The 18,116-nt window shown below is 62.2% G+C and carries 12 protein-coding genes and 1 riboswitch; of the genes, 7 read left to right on the top strand and 5 right to left on the bottom strand.

Features of this window, described 5'->3' with window-relative positions; translation table 11 throughout:
* Positions 1 to 686 precede the first annotated feature (686 nt).
* Both JF70_RS08140 and JF70_RS08135 read right to left on the bottom strand, forming a co-directional pair.
* Positions 687 to 2,090 carry an MFS transporter gene (locus tag JF70_RS08140; protein WP_045935939.1) on the bottom strand — a complete coding sequence of 468 codons (1,404 nt, stop codon included), beginning with the start codon at positions 2,088 to 2,090 and terminating at the stop codon, positions 687 to 689.
* Between the two features lie 13 nt (positions 2,091 to 2,103).
* Positions 2,104 to 3,096 (bottom strand): nucleoside hydrolase, encoded by a 993-nt coding sequence (locus JF70_RS08135; RefSeq protein ID WP_045935938.1) that lies wholly within the window; start codon positions 3,094 to 3,096, stop codon positions 2,104 to 2,106.
* A gap of 273 nt (positions 3,097 to 3,369) precedes the next feature.
* On the opposite strand from JF70_RS08135, the gene fbaA reads away from it, so the two are divergent.
* From fbaA to ilvC, 5 genes are all read left to right on the top strand, one after another.
* Entirely contained in the window at positions 3,370 to 4,434 is a 1,065-nt protein-coding gene (fbaA, locus tag JF70_RS08130) for a class II fructose-bisphosphate aldolase (RefSeq protein ID WP_045935937.1), read from the top strand.
* A gap of 194 nt (positions 4,435 to 4,628) precedes the next feature.
* Positions 4,629 to 5,930 (top strand): adenylosuccinate synthase, encoded by a 1,302-nt coding sequence (locus tag JF70_RS08125; protein ID WP_045935936.1) that lies wholly within the window; start codon positions 4,629 to 4,631, stop codon positions 5,928 to 5,930.
* 9 nt (positions 5,931 to 5,939) lie between these two features.
* Positions 5,940 to 6,908, top strand: a complete 969-nt coding sequence (locus JF70_RS08120; protein ID WP_045935935.1) for an FAD:protein FMN transferase — start codon at positions 5,940 to 5,942, stop codon at positions 6,906 to 6,908.
* A gap of 399 nt (positions 6,909 to 7,307) precedes the next feature.
* The gene (locus tag JF70_RS08115; RefSeq protein ID WP_195760154.1) at positions 7,308 to 8,564 is read left to right on the top strand and encodes an MFS transporter; all 1,257 of its coding nucleotides are present in this window, start codon (positions 7,308 to 7,310) and stop codon (positions 8,562 to 8,564) included.
* Between the two features lie 264 nt (positions 8,565 to 8,828).
* Complete coding sequence (gene ilvC, locus JF70_RS08110; RefSeq protein WP_015022635.1) at positions 8,829 to 9,878, top strand: ketol-acid reductoisomerase; 1,050 nt, start codon at positions 8,829 to 8,831, stop codon at positions 9,876 to 9,878.
* Between the two features lie 323 nt (positions 9,879 to 10,201).
* Here ilvC and JF70_RS08105 read toward each other — a convergent pair whose 3' ends face one another.
* Together JF70_RS08105 and JF70_RS08100 are read right to left on the bottom strand one after the other, a co-directional pair.
* Positions 10,202 to 11,707, bottom strand: a complete 1,506-nt coding sequence (locus JF70_RS08105; protein WP_045935934.1) for an amino acid permease — start codon at positions 11,705 to 11,707, stop codon at positions 10,202 to 10,204.
* Between the two features lie 204 nt (positions 11,708 to 11,911).
* A complete protein-coding gene (locus tag JF70_RS08100) occupies positions 11,912 to 13,387 on the bottom strand; it encodes an amino acid permease (RefSeq protein ID WP_045935933.1) in 1,476 nt (491 codons plus the stop codon).
* A 95-nt stretch (positions 13,388 to 13,482) separates the two neighbouring features.
* A riboswitch (Lysine riboswitch) is annotated at positions 13,483 to 13,661 on the bottom strand.
* A gap of 174 nt (positions 13,662 to 13,835) precedes the next feature.
* On the opposite strand from JF70_RS08100, the gene JF70_RS08095 reads away from it, so the two are divergent.
* Positions 13,836 to 14,792 (top strand): 3-hydroxyacyl-CoA dehydrogenase family protein, encoded by a 957-nt coding sequence (locus tag JF70_RS08095; RefSeq protein WP_045935932.1) that lies wholly within the window; start codon positions 13,836 to 13,838, stop codon positions 14,790 to 14,792.
* Positions 14,793 to 14,810: 18 nt separating this feature from the next.
* Here the strand turns inward: JF70_RS08095 and JF70_RS08090 are convergent, their stop codons facing one another.
* A complete protein-coding gene (locus JF70_RS08090) occupies positions 14,811 to 16,271 on the bottom strand; it encodes an amino acid permease (RefSeq protein WP_045935931.1) in 1,461 nt (486 codons plus the stop codon).
* Between the two features lie 373 nt (positions 16,272 to 16,644).
* Between JF70_RS08090 and JF70_RS08085 the strand changes: the two genes are divergently transcribed.
* Positions 16,645 to 18,066, top strand: coding sequence for an amino acid permease (locus tag JF70_RS08085; RefSeq protein ID WP_420804948.1), 1,422 nt, complete (start codon positions 16,645 to 16,647; stop codon positions 18,064 to 18,066).
* Positions 18,067 to 18,116 lie beyond the last annotated feature (50 nt).

Here is an 18,116-nt window from a genome sequence, read left to right as displayed (position 1 = left end):
CGGGCGGTTTGACCTCCGTCCGACAACTGATTTCCCTTTCTTCTCTCTCGCCCGACGGTGTTCACGCATCGCCGGGTTCTCTTCATCTTGGGGCAAGTATCAGTGCACCGACGTTTCACGTGAAACCACATGCCCAATGGCTCGATTGAGTTCGTTGAGGCTTATTGCAGGACGGTAGGGCGTTTGCAAATCCCTGAGTGTTCGCAAACCCATGAGACGTCTAGTGTTCGGTCGGGCCGGGCTTCTGTTCCTTGAGCTTCCATCTCCTTTGGATCCGAGACTCAAGGTCGGCGAATCCACAAGATGGGCTCGAAAGTTCCGGGCACTCGCATTCTCTGGTTCAGATTCCCTTTCTTTGACGTCTATATAAATTGTGTTTCGGTGCACGGCCTGAGTCGTAGGCACAGAATTGAAGACAGGAGCTGAAGATATGAAGATATGGAAGAGCCCCCGTCAGTTATGGCTATGACGGGGGCTCTCCGCCGGGGGGAGGGGCGGCGATCTTCTTGCCTTCGGCGGCTGAGGGAAGAGGGGGACTATCACATTGCCGAAAGCAGTCCGAACTCCGCTCCCTCCCCGGTTCGAGCGGCCGGGTGCCGGTGCCGGGCCCGACTCATTCCCGAGGCCAGGAAGAGTGGACCAAGCAGCGCGGCTATCCGACCAAGTATGTGTGGGTCACACCGGCCTTACTCCTGGGGAGCATTGGCTGACATGGCCTTGTGGAAGATGGCCACGATGATCAGGGCCAGCAGGGCAGCCAGCGCCATGACCCAGAACATGTTGGCCGCCTGGGCCTGGATGCCGGTCTTGACGCCCGCAAGTGCATGCGACCCGAATTGGGGATTGGCCATGAGTCCGCTGTAGACAGCCATGCCGATGGAGGCCGAGGTGTTCATCATCAGATCCCCGATGCCGATGCCGCGTCCATTCTGGTCCACAGGCAGGGTGGCCGAGAAGGAGTCGTAGAGGGGCGTGTAGGACATGGTGATGCCGGCGATGAAGACCGAGGCCAGCACGGTCAGGACCCAGAAGCCCGAGGTGAGCATCAGGGCCGAACCGGCGGCTCCGGCGATCATGAGCAGGGCGGACAGGATCAGCATGGGCAGGCGTCCCATGGCGTTCATGATGACTCCGGACAGGCAGCCCACCAGGGTGGCCACGATGTAGACGATGGTCAGGCAGAGGGAGACCTGGCTCAGGGAGATCCCGTAGATGCGGTCGCCGATTACGTTGTAGATGGGCACGCAGGCGAAGTTGAAGAAGTAGAAGACGAAGAGGGCCAGCAGGACAGCCATGTAGGCGCCGTTGGTCACGAACCCGCGGCTCAGGAAGGGGTTGGCGCCCTTCCAGACATAGCCGGCGAAGATCAGGATCAGGACGGCCAGCACTCCCAGCATCCAGGTGGCCGGGAAGGAGAAGTAGACGGCCACGAATCCGGCGATCAGCGCGAACAGGGCGATGCCGAAGACGTCGATGCGCTCGCCCCTGACGCCGGTGTCAGGCGTGTACTTGAGCACCGGGGGGATCAGCAGGATGGAGACCAGGGGCACCAGGAAGAGGTAGCGCCAGTCGATGGAGGTGATCAGTCCGCCGGCGAAGATGCCGATAGCCGAGGATGCGTAGTAGACGGCGTTGAAGATACCCAGATAGAAGGCGCGCTCCTTGTCGCTCAGGTACTTCATGGCCATGACCAGAAAGACCGAGCCGGCCACCTGACCGCCCGCGGTCTGGATCATGCGGGCCAGGACCACGGCCCAGAAGTTCGATGCGCCGAAGAAGCCCAGGAGGCTGCCGACGATCAGGGCGCCCACGCCGAACAGGGTCATCTTTCTTGGGGAGATGTAGTCGCAGAGGGTGCCGTAGAGCATGCAGACCACGCCCAGGACGATGCCGGGCAGGGTGCTGATCAGCGATGCGTTGGCGGACATCCCCAGGGAGTCGCCCACGTTCTGGAAGACCAGGTTGAAGGCCTGGATCATCAGTGTGCCCAGCAGGAAGATGGCCAGCAGGGCCGGCAGGGCCCGCTTGGTGCTGCGGCGGTTCTCGTCCACGGTTGCTTCGGTAGCCTTTGTGGTGATGGTTTCGCTCATGACTGCCGTCCTTCTATCGTTCGCTCTCGGTCTTGCGCACCAGGGTCAGGAGCCTGTCCATGAAGCGCCGGGTGAACCGCTCGGTGTCGACCGACAGGGCCACCTTGGTGTTCTTGACCGGGTCCAGGAGCCTGCTGGGGTCGCCGATGGTACGGGCCCGCTGCGGTCCCTCGGTCTCGACCATCAGGTTGGTGGCGAAGGTGGTGACCAGGCTGGGGTCGATGGCCACGGCGGCGGCCAGGGGGTCGTGCAGGTTGCATCCGCCCAGGTAGACCCCGCTCTCCTTTTCGCTGATGTCGATGTAGTAGTCGGTCATGTCCGCCAGGAAGCGTCCGGCTTTGGTGCCCGTGGCGCGCAGGGTCTCGGTGTCCTCGCGGCTCATCAGAGCCTGGGTGGTCACGTCCAGGCCGACCATGGTGATGTCTGCGGTGGTGGCGAAGACCCGGTTGGCGGCTTCGGGATCCTGGTTGATGTTGGCTTCCGCGAAGGGTCCCACGTTGCCCGGCTGGGTCAGGGTGCCGCCCATCATGACGATGCTGATGCGATCGGCGATGTCGGGGGCCTTTTCCAGGGCGGCGGCGATGGTGGTCAGGGCGCCGGTGGGCACCACGGCCAGCTCGCCCTTGGGGTAGCGGCGGACCGCGTCGATGATGAAGTCCACCGAGCTCTGCTGGCTGGCCCGCCGGTCGGTGCGTGCGGGGATTTCGATGTTGCCGGTGCCGTTGGCCCCGTGGAAGATCTCGGAGTCCGGCGGAACGCTGAAGGAGTTGGCCGTGCTGGGGTGATCGATCCCCTTGAAGACCGGGATGTCCTCCCTGCCGTACATGGCCAGCAGCCGCAGATCGTTGTCGACGCCTTGGTCGAGCACAACGTTGCCGTAGGTGCCTGTGATCCCGATCAGTTCGGCGTCCGGGGAGCCCAGGACGTAGGACAGGGCCAGTGTGTCATCGATGCCAGTGTCCAGATCCAGGATGATCTTGCGGACGGTTTCCTTGCTTGCTGACACGTTGGTCTCCTTCCCAGAAGGATGGGCGACCCCAACCTTCTGTTACCTATGTCGTGCCTTCCCTAGGCTGATTCGTTACTGCCGTGAAACAAACAACCTGTTTGATGTAACGTTTCATCAAACTGTACGGAGCTAAACTACCTGCGGCTTGGAGGCTTGTCAAAGCGCGTCGTGGGGTGTTCGCCATCAGGGCAGAGACCTGCAAATCCATCGGTGATGTCTGCAGCTGCGGGTGATCGGCCGATTTTCCTCGCAACCGACGATAATGAGGGTATGTCTTTAGCGACTCCTGAACGGTATGTGGCGATGCTCGATGCGGCCAGACGGGGGTCCTATGCCTATCCCGCCATCAATGTGACCAGCAGCCAGACTCTGAACGCGGCCCTACAGGGGCTGGATGAGGCCCAGTCTGACGGGATTATCCAGGTCTCCGTGGGAGGCGCTGCCTACCTGTCCGGACAGCGCCTGGCCGACCGGGTGGCTGGTTCCATCGCCTTTGCCAAGTTCGCCCACGAGGTGATTGCCCGCTATCCGAGTATCACCGTGGCCCTGCATACGGACCACTGCGCCCCACAATACCTGGACGAGTGGGTGCGTCCCCTGCTGGCCTACGAGAAGGATCAGGTGGCCCGCGGTCAGGATCCGCTCTTCCAATCGCACATGTGGGACGGTTCCGGCCTGCCCCTGCGGGAAAATCTGGCTACGGCGGCGGAGCTGCTGGAGCTGTCCCGGGCTGCCCACACCGTTCTCGAAATCGAGGTAGGCGCTGTCGGCGGCGAGGAGGACGGTCACTCGGCGGCTATCGACCAACGGCTCTATTCCTCGCCCGAGGATGGCCCCATGGTGGTCGATGCCCTGGGTCTGGGTGAGCGCGGCCGCTACATGGTGGCCTTCACCTTCGGCAACGTGCACGGGTCCTACAAGCCCGGTGTGGTCAAGCTGAGGCCCGACCTGCTGGGGCAGATCCAGGCCAGGACGGCCGGAGCGATATCCGATGGACAGGTCGACGGCATCCCTGCCCCGGGCGCTCCTGCCGACAAGCCCTTCCTCTTGGTCTTCCATGGGGGCTCTGGCTCGCAGCCGGAGGAGATCGCCTCGGCCGTCGCTCATGGCGTGGTCAAGATGAATGTGGACACCGACACCCAGTACGCCTTCACCAGGGCCGTGGCCGGGCACATGTTCGCCAACTACGACAAGGTCCTCAAGGTGGACGGGGAGGTCGGTGAAAAGAGCGAGTACGACCCCCGTTCCTGGGGACGCCAGGCCGAGGACGGGATGGCGGCGCGCGTAGTCCAGGCCTGCCAGCAGCTGGGCAGCGCAGGGCGGGCCATGAGATGACTGGCGACTTTCTGCCCTGGGAAGGTCCTGCGGGCGGGGAAGCTGCGATTGGCTGCTGAGCCCGTCCGGGCCTTCTGATGCCTGGGTCGGCGCCTGGGTCGGTTCGTCTTCCGCTCCATACGTCGGGTTAGGCTCGTCTATGGATGGTCTGCCGTTGTTTCCTTGGATGGCGACCAGTGGATAAGGAGCATCGTATGCCTGGAATCGTGATCGTCGGGGCCCAGTGGGGCGACGAGGGCAAGGGCAAGGCAACGGATCTGATCGGCGAGCACATGGACTACGTCGCCAGGTTCAACGGGGGTAACAATGCCGGCCATACCGTGGTCGTGGGCGATCAGGAGTACGCCCTCCACCTCCTGCCCTCGGGGATCATTCACCCGGCCATCACCCCGGTCATCGGCAACGGCGTCGTGGTCGACCCGGCCGCCCTCTTCGAGGAGATCGATGGGCTCCAGTCCCGCGGCGTGGACTGCAGCCGGTTGAGGATCAGCGAGTCCGCGCACATCATCGCCCCCTATCATCGGACGCTGGACAAGGTGACCGAGCGCTTCCTGGGCAAGCATAAGATTGGCACGACAGGCCGCGGGATCGGCCCGGCCTACGCCGACAAGATCAACCGTGTGGGCATCCGGGTGCACGACCTGTTCAATGTCGACCACCTGCGTGACAAGGTGGAGGCCAGCCTGCATCAGAAGAACCAGATGCTGGTCAAGCTTTACAATCGCCGGGCCATCGAGGTGGAGGCCACCGTTGAAGAGCTGGCGGGATACGCCGAACGGCTCAAGCCCTATGTGGCGAATACCTCATTGATGCTCAACCAGGCCCTGGAACAGGGCAAGAACGTGCTTTTCGAGGGGGGACAGGCCACCATGCTGGACGTGGACCATGGCACCTACCCCTTCGTCACCTCATCCAACTGCACGGCCGGGGGCGCCTGCACCGGCACCGGTGTGGGCCCGACCAAGATCGACCGGGTGGTCGGCGTGGCCAAGGCCTATGTGACCCGTGTGGGCGAGGGGCCCTTCCCCACGGAGCTTGACAACGAGCAGGGCGAATGGTTGCGTCGTCAGGGCCACGAGTACGGGGTGACCACCGGCCGCTCCCGCCGCTGCGGCTGGTTCGATGCGCTGGTCAGCAGGTATGCAGTGCAGATCAACGGCCTGACCGACATCGTGCTGACCAAGCTGGATGTTCTCTCCGGTCTGGAGACCATCCCGGTCTGCGTGGGCTACGACATCACCCGGTCCGATGGCTCCCGTGTCAGGGTGGATCAGATGCCCGTGGACCAGGCCGAGTTCCAATCCGCCCAGCCGGTATACGAGGAGCTGCCGGGCTGGCGCGAGGACATCTCCGGCGCCAAGAGCTTCGAGGAGTTCCCGACCAAGGCCAAGGACTACATCCACCGCCTGGAGGACCTGTCCGGCTGCCGCATTTCGGCCGTGGGGTCGGGCCCGGGCCGTGACCAGATTGTGCAGATCCACTCCCTGATCGGCTGAGGAATCTCCATGGGGCTGCCCTGCCTGACCGCCTTCCCTGGGGCGGTGGGTACGGGAATCATCATCTCCACGAATCGGCCCTTGGGAGTACGGCTGCATGATGCCATTGCCGATCTGATCAAGGATTACGAGCGGGCCCTGTCACGGTTCAGGCAGGATGCCATACCTGCGCAAATGGCCCAGGCTACTCATGGGGGCAGGTTTGTCTTTCCTGACTACTGTCAGGGGCTCTTTGATCTGTATGACAGGCTGTATTCCGCCACCAACGGAGCCCTGGACCCCATGGTGGGCGAGGACCTGACCCGTCTGGGCTACGGGCGACAGCCCACCTTCCGGCTACAGGCCGGCGCCGCCGGGCATCTGGGACGGATCCACGGCCGCCCGACCTGGGGCGATGACCTCAGGCGTCAGGGTGCTGTCCTTATGACTGTCGGTCCGGTCAGCCTTGATTTCGGGGCGGTCGGCAAGGGCTATCTGGTAGACCTCATTGCCGACCTGCTCGAGCCTCGGGTCGAAGAGTATCTGATCGATGCCGGCGGTGATATGCGTATGCGGACCTCTCGCCCGGTCTCCATCGCCATGGAGGATCCCGGTGATCTGTCTGCAGGCGTGGGGCGGATCGAACTGCCCCATGGATCCCTGTGCGCCTCGGCACCCAGCCGCCGCCATTGGACCGACCGGTCGGAGGATGCCGCAGCGGCCGGGCTGACAGCGCTTCACCACATCCTGGATGCCATCGACGGCCGTCCGGTAGACCGTGTGCTGGCCTCCTGGGTGGTGGCCGGCGAAAAGGACAACGAACACCCCACGGGTCTGGCTGACGGACTGGCCACCGCCCTCTTCCTGGTGCCGCCGGATGCGTTGGCCGCCCGGTTTTCCTTCTCCTGTGCCCTGATGTATGCCGACCGACAGGCCGTGATCTCAGATGAATTTCCTGGTCGGTTCTTTACTGACTCCAATAACCATCCGTCCACATAGTGGACGTGCTTCGTTGAACAAGTCGGTGCCAGGCCTATGGTCGGCACCAATGCGGATGCACAGAGAACGCATCCGGTTCGTGAATGATGAGGGGAGGTTCGCCGTGATGACCAGCTTGACAGACACCCGCCGATTCGGCAACGTGTCCGCACGAATTATTAGCCCGTCCTCACCGGCGGACTGACTCGACAATCTTCATTGTTCGACCCCGTCGGAAGGCGGGGCTGGACGCATAGGCTTCATCGCATCAGACCCTGCCAACAGCGGGGTTTTTCTATAAGGAGATGAGATGAAGTGACGGCAAACGACGTCAGTGTTGCTTCCCCGGCCTCGGCAGCCTCCGCGCCCGGCAGCACCCGTGTGACCCGCAGCTCGGTTCGCACGGTCATCGGGGCCTCCATGGTCGGCACGGCCATCGAGTTCTACGATTTCTACGCTTACGGGACGGCTTCGGCCAACTATTTCCCCAAGCTTTTCTTCCCCAAGACCGATCCGACCGTGGCCCTGCTGGCCTCCCTGTTGACCTTCGCCATCGCTTTCATCGCGCGGCCCTTGGGATCCTTGATCTTCGGACACTTTGGGGACCGTCAGGGACGCAAGACCACGCTGGTGGTTTCCCTGCTGACCATGGGCTGCTCCACGGTCCTGATCGGCGTCCTGCCCACCTATGCCACATGGGGGCTCTGGGCCGTTGTGGTCCTCTGCCTGTGCCGGTTCGTACAAGGAATAGGCCTGGGCGGCGAGTGGTCCGGCGCGGCCCTGGTGGCCACCGAGAACGCCCCGGAAGGCAAGAGGGCCCTCTACGGCTCCTTCCCTGAGCTGGGCGCTCCCATCGGCTTCTTCCTGGCCAACGGCACCTACTTCCTGCTGGAGATGTTCTGCACCCCCGAGCAGATGCTGAGCTGGGGCTGGCGTGTGCCCTTCCTGCTCTCCGCCATCCTGGTGGTCGTGGGGCTGGCCGTGCGCGTCTCCATGCAGGAGACCCCCATCTTCCAGATGGCCCTGGATCAGCAGAAGGTCGTCAAGACCCCGCTGCTGGAGGTCTTCCGCAAGAGCTGGCGCCAGGTGCTCCAGGCCACCTTCCTGGTCGCGGTCACCTACACCCTCTTCTACACCCTGGCCACCTGGTCCCTGGCCTACGGCACCAAGCCCAAGTCCCAGGGCGGCGGCGGACTGGGCTTCACCAACCAGGAGTACCTGCTCATGCTCATGGTCTCCATCCTGGTCTTCGCCCTCTTCATCGTGCTGGCCTGCGTCTACGCGGACCGCATCGGCCGTCGCCGGGTGCTGATCGGCAGCTCCGTCATGCTGGTGGTCTTCAGCCTGGTCTTCCCCTACCTGCTCATGGCCCACCACAACACCTTCCAGGTCATGGTCTTCCTCTGCGTCGGATTCGCCCTGATGGGCATCGCCTTCGGGCCCATCGGCGCCTTCCTGCCGGAGCTCTTCGATGCCAACGTGCGCTACTCAGGTTCCGGCATCGGCTACAACTTGGCGGCCATCGTGGGCGCGGCCTTCGTGCCTACCATCGCCACCTGGCTCTCCTCCCACTGGGGAGTGCGCTCGGTCGGGCTCTACCTGGCCGTCATGGCGGTCTGCTGCCTGGTGGCAGTGCTGACCTGCCACGAAACCAAGGATGTGGACTTCACCAAGTAAGCCCTGGATACATCCCGCCGGCCGGTTCCTCGAATCGCGTCGGTGTCCGAACAACGAATTGCGGACAGTCCATCCGGCCATATCACGAGTATGGTTGGAGGCATACCGTATCCACAGGGTACGGATCGGGGTCAAGGACAAAATCCGTCGCCCCGGTCGAAAGAGCATCGTCCGCCTGGAACAACAACAGGAATTCACAGTATTTTGCGTTCCCCGGCCTGGAAGAGCCGGTCCGGTTGGACCGCACATAAAGGAGTGTAGATAATGGCAGCACAGATCTGGTATGAGAAGGATGGGGACCTTTCGGTTCTGGATGGCAAGAAGGTGGCCATCATCGGCTACGGTTCCCAGGGACATGCTCATGCGCTGAACCTGCGTGATTCCGGTGTGGACGTTGTGGTCGGCCTGCGCGCCAACTCCAAGTCGGTGCCCTTCGCCAAGGAGCAGGGCCTGGAGGTCAAGACCGTACCCGAGGCCACCAAAGAGGCCGACATCGTCATGATCCTGGCACCCGACCAGTACCAGCGCAACATCTGGCGGGACGACATCGAGCCCAACATCAAGGAGGGTGCGGCTGTCGCCTTCGCCCACGGATTCAACATCCATTACGGCTACATCAAGCCCAGTGCCGACCATCCGGTCTTCATGGTGGCCCCCAAGGGCCCGGGCCATATCGTCCGTCGTGAGTATGTCGCTGGCCGTGGCGTGCCCGTGGTCGTGGCCGTGGAGCAGGATCCACGCGGCGACGCCTGGGACATCACCCTGGCCTATGCCAAGGCTCTGGGCGCCCTGCGCGCCGGCGCCATCAAGACCACCTTCAAGGAAGAGACCGAGACCGACCTCTTCGGCGAGCAGGATGTGCTCATGGGCGGCGTCAACCACCTGGTCGAGGCTGGCTTCGAGGTGCTGACCGAGGCTGGCTACCAGCCGGAGATCGCCTACTTCGAGGTCTGCCACGAGCTCAAGATGCTGGTCGACCTGATGAACGAGGGCGGCCTGAACAAGGCCCGCTGGTCCTGCTCCGACACCGCTCAGTACGGTGATTTCACCTCCACCGTGGTTGACGAGTCCACCAAGGACAGGATGCGTCACCAGCTGCAGCGCATTCAGGACGGCTCCTTTGCCAAGGAGTTCATTGACGACCAGGATGCCGGCGCCCCCAAGTTCAAGGAGCTCCAGGAGAAGTACTCCCACGAGAAGATCGAGGAGGTCGGCCCCAAGCTGCGCGCCATGTTCTCCTGGAACAAGGACGTCAAGGATGCCGACGAGGCCCAGTCCTTCACCGGCAAGATCGCCCGTTCCCAGGTGCAGTGACCTCTAGGTTCTGTCGGGAGGACCCTGCATAGTCAGACTGACCATTCAGCAAATCGCCGTTCCCTCATCCGGGTGCAATGCCGATGAGGGAACGGCCATTTTGTTATCGTGACCTGACATCCACGTTTCAATCATGCGGTCAGATTGTTTCACTGAACGGATCTGTCATGTGGATGTGTGAAATTTTCAAATGCCGGAGGGCATATATGGCAGTGCCCCCATCCAGATGATCAATTCCATTTGGGTGGGGGCACTTCTTGTTATAGAGGACTGGGTTATAGAGGACTGGCCCTTCTGCAAGGGTGTCCGCTGTATCCGCTGCTTCAGCGGGCGGATTCGGCGCCGGACACGTCCATATCCTTGAGGCGCACGATCTTGGTGTGGTTGACGAACTTGAAGCCCAGGTAGAGGACCAGGACCAGAACCACGCTGAAGTAGGTCATGGCCATGTGCGACCAGTTCAGGCTGAGCAGGGATGGGATGTCCTGTCCGGCGATGACGATGACGCAGAGCACCATGGCCAGGACCGGGCCGAACGGATAGAGCTTGGAGTGGTACTTGAGCTCGCTCAGGTCGTGCCCTTGGAGTTTGAAAGCCCTCCGGAAGCGGAAGTGGCTCAGGGCGATGCCGATCCAGGCGATGAACCCGGTCAGTCCGGTGGCGGTCACCAGCCACATGTAGAAGGACTGGCCGAAGATGCTGGAGGCGAAGGTGGCCAGGGACATGCAGACCGTGGCCACCAGGGCCGCCAGGGGGATGCCCCTCTTGGTGGTCCTGGCGAAGATGGCCGGAGCATAGTGGTCCTTGGCCAGTCCGTAGAGCATGCGGCTGGAGGCGTAGGCTCCGGTGTTGACGGCCGAGAGGATGGATGTCAGCACCACTGCGTTCATGACGCTGGCTGCCGAGGCCAGACCGGCCCGCTGGAAGACCAGGGTGAAGGGCGACATGGCGATGTTCCCGTCGGAGGCTCCCAGGAGGTTGGGGCTGGTGTAGGGAATCAGGGCGGCGATGACGAAGATGGACAGCACGTAGAAGAGCAGGATCCGCCAGAAGACGTCATTGATGGCCTTGGGAACCGCCTTGCCGGGGTTCTCGGACTCGCCGGCGGTCACGCCCACCACCTCGGTGCCTTGGAAGGAGTAGCCGGCGATCAGAAAGACGCTCATGATGGCCGGGAAGCCTCCCACGAAGGGGGCGTCCTTGTAGGTGAAGTTCTTCAGACCGACCGCCGGCTGGAACATGATGCCGCAGATCATGGCCATACCGATGACCAGGAAGACAATGATGGTGGCCACCTTGATCAGGGAGAGCCAGAATTCGGTCTCCCCGAAAGCGGAGACCGTCAGGGCGTTGATCAGGAAGACGATGACCAGGACCAGCAGGCTCCAGATCCATCCCGGGGTGTGGGGCAGCCAGTACTGGATCAGCAGTGCTGCGGTGGAGATGTCCACGGCACCCGAGATGGTCCAGTTCAGCCAGTAGTCCCAGCCCATGGCGAAGCCCAGGGCCGGATCCACGTAGCGGGCGCTGTAGGCGGCGAAGGATCCCGATACAGGCAGGTGCGTGGCCAGCTCGCCCAGGCTGGTCATCAGGAAGTAGACCATGACGCCCATGGCTATGTAGGCTAGGAGTCCGCCGCCGGGGCCGGCTGTGGAGATGGTGGAGCCTGAGGTCATGAACAGTCCGGTGCCGATGCAGCCGCCCAGGGCGATCATGGAGATGTGGCGGGTCTTGAGGTTGCGCTTGACGCTGCCGTAGCCATGGTGCTCTTGCCCGGCCCGGTCGGATTGATTGGTGTTCGACGCTGCATTGCTGGTGTTCCGCGTCATGATCCTCCTCCTTTTGGCTGGGCGACGCACCGGGGAGTCCGGGGTCGTACTGAAATTGCGATTCCTGATATGCCGGCTGGATGCCGGAACAGATTCATATGGCCGGGTCCTTGAGCCGGTCCTCGAACGCTTAGGGAGTCTATGCCATTGATATGGCCTTTCGGCTCCCGTGGTCACAATGTGTCATGTTAGCTGGCAAATCTTTCATAGCGATTCCGGGTCCCCGCTCAAATCCATGGTCTCCAGGGGCACGATCCGGGTATGGTAGCGGATTTTGTAGCCCAGGTAGAGCGCGAGCACCAGGGGCACGCTTATATAGGTGACGCCGATCTCCTGCCAGTTCCAGTTGACGAAGGCCTCGAAGTTCTGCCCGCCGATGACGATGACGCATAGGACCAGAGCCAGGATGGGCCCCAGGGGGAAGAGCTTGGCATGGTAGCGCAGCTCCTCAACCCGGTGGCCCTGGACCACCCAGGCGCGGCGGAAGCGATAGTGGCTCAGGGCGATGCCGATCCAGACGATGAATCCGGTCAGTCCCGAGGCGGCCACCAGCCACATGTAGATCCGCTGGCCGAAGATGCTGGCGGCGAAGGTTGCCAGGGAGACTACCAGAGTGGCGACCAGCGAGGCCATGGGGATGCCGTGACGGGTTGTGTGTCCGAAGAAGGCCGGGGCGTAATGGTCCTTGGCAAGGGCGTAGAGCATTCGGGTGGAGGCGTAGACCCCCGAGTTGGCGGACGAGAGAACCGAGGTCAGGATGATGGCGTTCATGACGCTGGCCGCCGAGGCCAGACCCGCTCGTTGGAATACCAGGGTGAAGGGCGACATGGCTATGTCCCCCTGGGCGGAGCTGAGCAGGTTGGGGCTGGTGTAGGGGATCAGCGCGGCGATGACGAAGATGGACAGAATATAGAAGAGCAGGATTCGCCAGAAGACGTCGTTGATGGCCTTGGGAACTGCCTTGCCCGGGTTTTCGGACTCGCCGGCCGTGACCCCGATCAGCTCGGTGCCCTGGAAGGAGAAGCCTGCTATCAGAAAGACGTTGAGAATGGCGGGGAATCCGCCCACAAATGGGGCATCCTTGTAGGTGAAGTTGCCCAGGCCCACGGCCGGGCGGAACATGATTCCGCAGATCATGGCCAGACCGATGACCAGGAAGACAATCACCGTCACCACCTTGATCAGGGAGAGCCAGAACTCGGTCTCGCCAAAGGTGGACACGGTCAGGGCATTGATCAGGAAGATGACCACCAGGACCAGCAGGCTCCAGATCCAGCCTGGGGTGTGGGGCAGCCAGTACTGGATCAGCAGGGCTGCGGTGGAGATGTCCACAGCCACGGTGATGGCCCAGTTCAGCCAGTAGTTCCAACCCATGGCAAATCCCAGGGCCGGATCCACATAACGGGCGTTGTAGGCGGCAAAGGAGCCGGAGGTGGGCAGGTGGGTGGCCAGCTCGCCCAGGCTGGTCATCAGGAAATAGACCATGAGGCCCATGGCCGCGTAGGCCACCAACGCGCCTCCCGGTCCGGCCTTGGCGATGGTGGAGCCGGAGGTCATGAACAGTCCAGTGCCGATGCAGCCGCCCAGGGCGATCATGGTGACGTGGCGGGTCTTGAGGTTGCGTTGGACCCGGTCGGTGGATGCGGAGGGAATGGCTTTTCCGCCCTGCCTGGTCGCCATGACTGCTCTTCTCCTCGAACTGACCTGAGAGCCCTATGACGACGGTTCCGGCCAGTTCCGCTCAGGCGGAATCCAGACGCATTGCCTGTCCGTACACTGCACATAGCGCTCCGCAACATCGGGTTGCGACAGTCCCGGACCTGTTCGACCCGGGCCCAACGGGACGGATGGGCGGATCCGCGCCGTTTCGGCCGGACCTCCTTTCGCCGGGAATGGACGACACCGCACTGTCTGTTCCCGGTTACTGATAGGTTCGGCGACCTCATCAGTGGTTTTGCAATTACGGGCCAGCATAGAGGGATTCTCAGACAAGGCTCAAACCGCTCACTTGTCCTCGATGACCGATAGGCAAATCCGCAATGTCTCTGGCTGCGCTGGGCGGTCCTGGTTGCGCCGCTTGACTGCCTTAGGATAAGTATGAATTCGTTAGGAAAGAAGGCAACCACTGATGAAGGTCGACGACATCAAGGTAATCGGCAATATCGGAGCGGGAACCATGGGGCATGCCACGGCGCTCCAGTTCGCCATGCGAGGGTATCCGGTCCGGCTGGTGGACTCCAGCCGCCAGGCCCTGGACCGTGGGAGGGGATTGATCGAGCATGATCTGGATACCTTTATCGGTGCCGGGCTGATTCCCCAGGATCAGAGGGAGAGCGTGCTGGATCGGATTCAGGAGGACACTGATTACGGCATTCTGGCTGATGCCGACTTTGTCATCGAATCCGTCTTGGAAGACATGAATGTCAAGCACCAGGTTTGGCAGCAGGTGGAGACCATAGTTGGCGAACAGACCATTCTGGCTACCAATACCTCGGGACTAGGGCCCACTGAGATCGCCTCGGTGCTGCAACATCCCCAGCGGTTCCTGGTGGCCCACTTCTGGAATCCCGCCCAGCTCATGCCCCTGGTCGAGGTGGTGCCTGCTGCGGGCACCGACCAGGGCGTGGTGGACACCACGGTCGAGCTCATGAACCGCATCGGCAAGCATGCCGTGGCGCTGTCCACGGAATCGCTCGGATTCGTGGGCAATCGCATCCAGGCGGCTGTTATTCGGGAGTGCCTGAATATCGTGGAACAGGGCATCGCCACTCCGCAGGCCGTCGACGAGATCGTCACCTACAGCCTTGGGCGGCGGTGGAGCATCCTTGGACCCATCGCCAGTGCTGACCTGGGAGGATTGGATGTCTTCGACAATATCTCCAAGTACCTCTACGACGATTTGGACAACCGTCCCGGTGAGGACCCGATCTTGGAGGCCAAGGTTCAAGCGGGAGAGCTAGGCGCCAAGAGCGGCCAGGGGTTCTATTCCTGGCAGGGGGCCGAGAGCCAGGCCATGATCGCCGACCGCGACCGGCGGCTGCTGGAGGCGCTGGTCGCGGACCGCAAGAAGGAGGAGGGCCGCTGAGTTCTCCCGCTTGTATCGCTACTGCGCTCGCCGCTGGGTCAGTTGGTAGGCCACCAGGAGGACGATCAGCCAGATGGGCCCGGCGATGACGGCCACCCGATAGCTGGACGAGAAGCACATGAGCACCACGATCATGGCCAGGAAGGCCAGGACCGCCCAAGGGGTCACCCGGGCAAAGGGCAGCTTGAAGTGCAGGGCGTTCAGAGCGTTTTCGCCGGTCTTGCCCGCCAGGTCGCCGGGTCCCTCGCCGCGGGCAACGGCACGCCGGAAGAGCATCTCGGTCACCATGATCATTGACCAGTTGATGATGGCCGAGATTGTGGCGATGCTCATCAGGTAGTTGAAGGCGAACTGGGGCCAGAGGAAGACCACGACCACGGCCAGGGCGATGATGCAGGCCGAGGTCAGCACTCCTGCGTAGGGCACCCCTCCCTTGGACAGCTTCCCCAGATACTTGGGGGCATTGCCCTGCCGGGCCAGGGAGAAGAGCATGCGGGAGTTGGAGTAGAGGGCCGAATTGTAGACGCTCATGACCGCTGTCAGACAGACGAAGTTGAGGATGCCTGCGGCTGCGTGGACTCCAACCGAGTCGAATATCTGGACGAAGGGGCTGACGACCATGCCTTGCGCATTGGGCTTGCCGATGGCATTCCAGGGAACCACGGCCATGATCACCCCAAGTGTCAGGATGTAGAAGACCAGGATTCTCCAGATGATGGCGTTGGTGGCCTTGGGGATGGTCCGACGGGGATCGGAGGCCTCTCCGGCGGTAATGCCGATGAGTTCCGTGCCGCCGAAGCTGAACATGACCACCGCCAGCGACATGAGCAGACCGGTCCACTGGCCGTTGGCCCCATGACGCATGAGTCCGTTGGGCAGGAACCCTCCGCCTACTGTGAACCAGTTGGCGAAGGATGCCCGCAGACCGTTTGCCGTGGGCAGGGCCATGACCACGACGGCCAGTCCGCCGATGATCATGGCGACGATGGCTGCGATCTTGATGATGGCGAACCAGAACTCGAACTCGCCGAACTTGCTGACTCCCATCAGATTGGCTGCCGTGATGACCACCAGGAAGAAGGCCGCGGAGACCCAGGCGGGGATTGCCGGGAACCAGAAGTTGACGAAGGTGCCCACCACGGACAGTTCGACCATGGATACCAGCACATAGTTCATCCAGTAGTTCCACCCCGAAACGAACCCTGCCCGCTTGGACCAGTAGCGGGTGGCGTAGTAGCTGAAAGCGCCGGACTTGGGGTCTTCCACGCTCATTTCGCTCATGGCCCTGACGATCATGAAGATGGCCAGACCGCCTATCAGATAGGCGATGATGATGGCCGGCCCAGCCAATGAGATGGATTCCCCGGACCCGTAGAAGAGTCCCGTTCCGATGGCGCCGCCCAGCGAGATGAGCTGGATATGCCTGTTCTTCAGGGTTTTGCGCAGGTCCTTGCCCTGCGACTCCTTGGGTTGATCCATGGGGATGTCATTCCTTAGGTGGTGATGGTTGTCAGCTGAATGTTGCCGGCTGACAGGGCCAACCCTATAGGAGCCGACCCGAGCCGAATGACCATGCCTTTGCATTGTGGAATAAAGGCGTCCGCCATGTGAGACGGTAAATTCACCGAATGATGACCGCCGGGCCCTACCATGGGCGTCGGTGCCTGCCGTCCGCTCCCGGTTATCGACACCTCTGTGGTATTGCTGACCTACCGGCCTCGATGGGCATCCCTACCTGGACGGTGATGATTGATGGGTTGTGAAGACAAGGAGGTGCAGTCGCATGAACCGTACGGGCGATGGCCCTTTGGCGCAGCAGAATCAAGGTGACGGCATCTCGGCAGGTGACGGCATGGAACGCGGTCTGAGCAATCGTCATGTGCAGTTCATCGCCATCGGCGGCACCATCGGCACCGGGCTTTTCCTGGGGTCGGGCAAGTCCATTGCCCTGACCGGGCCCTCCATCATCCTGGTCTACATCGGCGTCGGCGTGATCATGTACCTGCTCATGCGGGCCATTGGCGAGCTCATGTATCGCAGCCCCGTCCAGCACACCTTCATCGCTTTCATCAGCCGCTACCTGGGCCAGGGGTGGGGGTCTTTCGCCGGTTGGTCCTACTGGATTGTGCTCATCCTGATCGGCATGTCCGAGCTGACCGCCGTGGGCACCTACTTCGTCACCTTCTTCGGCACCTTCGGCATCGATCTGAGCGCCTGGCGGGGTCTGATCGAGCTCTGCTTCCTGGCGGCCATGGTGTGCATCAACCTGATTGCCGTGCGGGTCTTCGGGGAGACCGAGTTCTGGTTCTCCATGATCAAGATCACCCTGATCCTGGCCATGATCGCCACGGCCGTGGTCATGGTCATCACGGGTTTCCACTACCCGGCCGTCCATATGCCGGGACAGGATCTGATCAGCCCGGCCGGCCACGCAGGTCTGGACAACATCACCACCGGCCTGAGCCTGGCGCCCAACGGGTGGATGGCCTTCTTAATGAGCTTCCAGATGGTCTTCTTCGCCTATGAGATGATCGAATTCGTGGGGGTGACCGTCTCCGAGACCCAGAATCCCCGCAAGGTCCTGCCCAAGGCCATCAACCAGATCATCCTGAGGGTGCTGATCTTCTATGTGGGAGCCCTGGTCGCCATCATGCTGATCGTGCCCTGGCGCTCCTTCCGCCCCAACGCCGACGGCAGCTTCACCTCGCCATTCGTCATGGTCTTCCGTTACGCCGGTGTCGACTGGGCGGCCGCTCTGGTCTTCTTCGTGGTCATCACGGCAGCCAGCTCCTCCCTGAACTCCCTGCTCTACTCCGCCGGCCGCAACCTCTTCCAGCTGGCCGCCGCCGGCCGCTCTCCTGTGATGCGCAGCCTGCATACGATTTCGCGCCGCGGCAAGGTGCCCGCCCGGGCCATCGTCCTGTCCGGAGTGCTGATCCTTTTATCCCCGGTGTTACATCTGCTGCCAGGCTTCGAAGACACCTTCGTCCTGTTCACCTCCTGCTCCAGCGCGGTCATCATCTTCATCTACATCCTGACCCTGCTCGCCCACCGTCGCTACCGGACCAGCAAGGATTTCATGCCCGATGGGTTCATCATGCCGGCCTACCGGGTGACCGGAACCGTTGCCATCGCCTTCTTCGTCCTGATTTATCTCTCGCTCTTCCTGGCTCCCGACACCCGGTATCCAGCCATACTGGGATTGGTCTGGCTGCTGGTATTCGGCGGCATCTGCCTGTGGAAGCATAAGGGTGAGCCGTTGTCGGTCGACTGACCATCTGCGGGCGCGGGCGCATTATATGGCTTCAAAACGGTATAAACAAG

Origin of the sequence: Bifidobacterium mellis (genome assembly GCF_000967265.1) — a bacterium.
In the GTDB taxonomy this organism is placed as follows: Bacteria; Actinomycetota; Actinomycetes; order Actinomycetales; family Bifidobacteriaceae; genus Bombiscardovia; species Bombiscardovia mellis.
The sequence above is the reverse complement of the archived record's forward strand: the minus strand, read 5'-3'. Positions and strand labels throughout refer to the sequence as shown.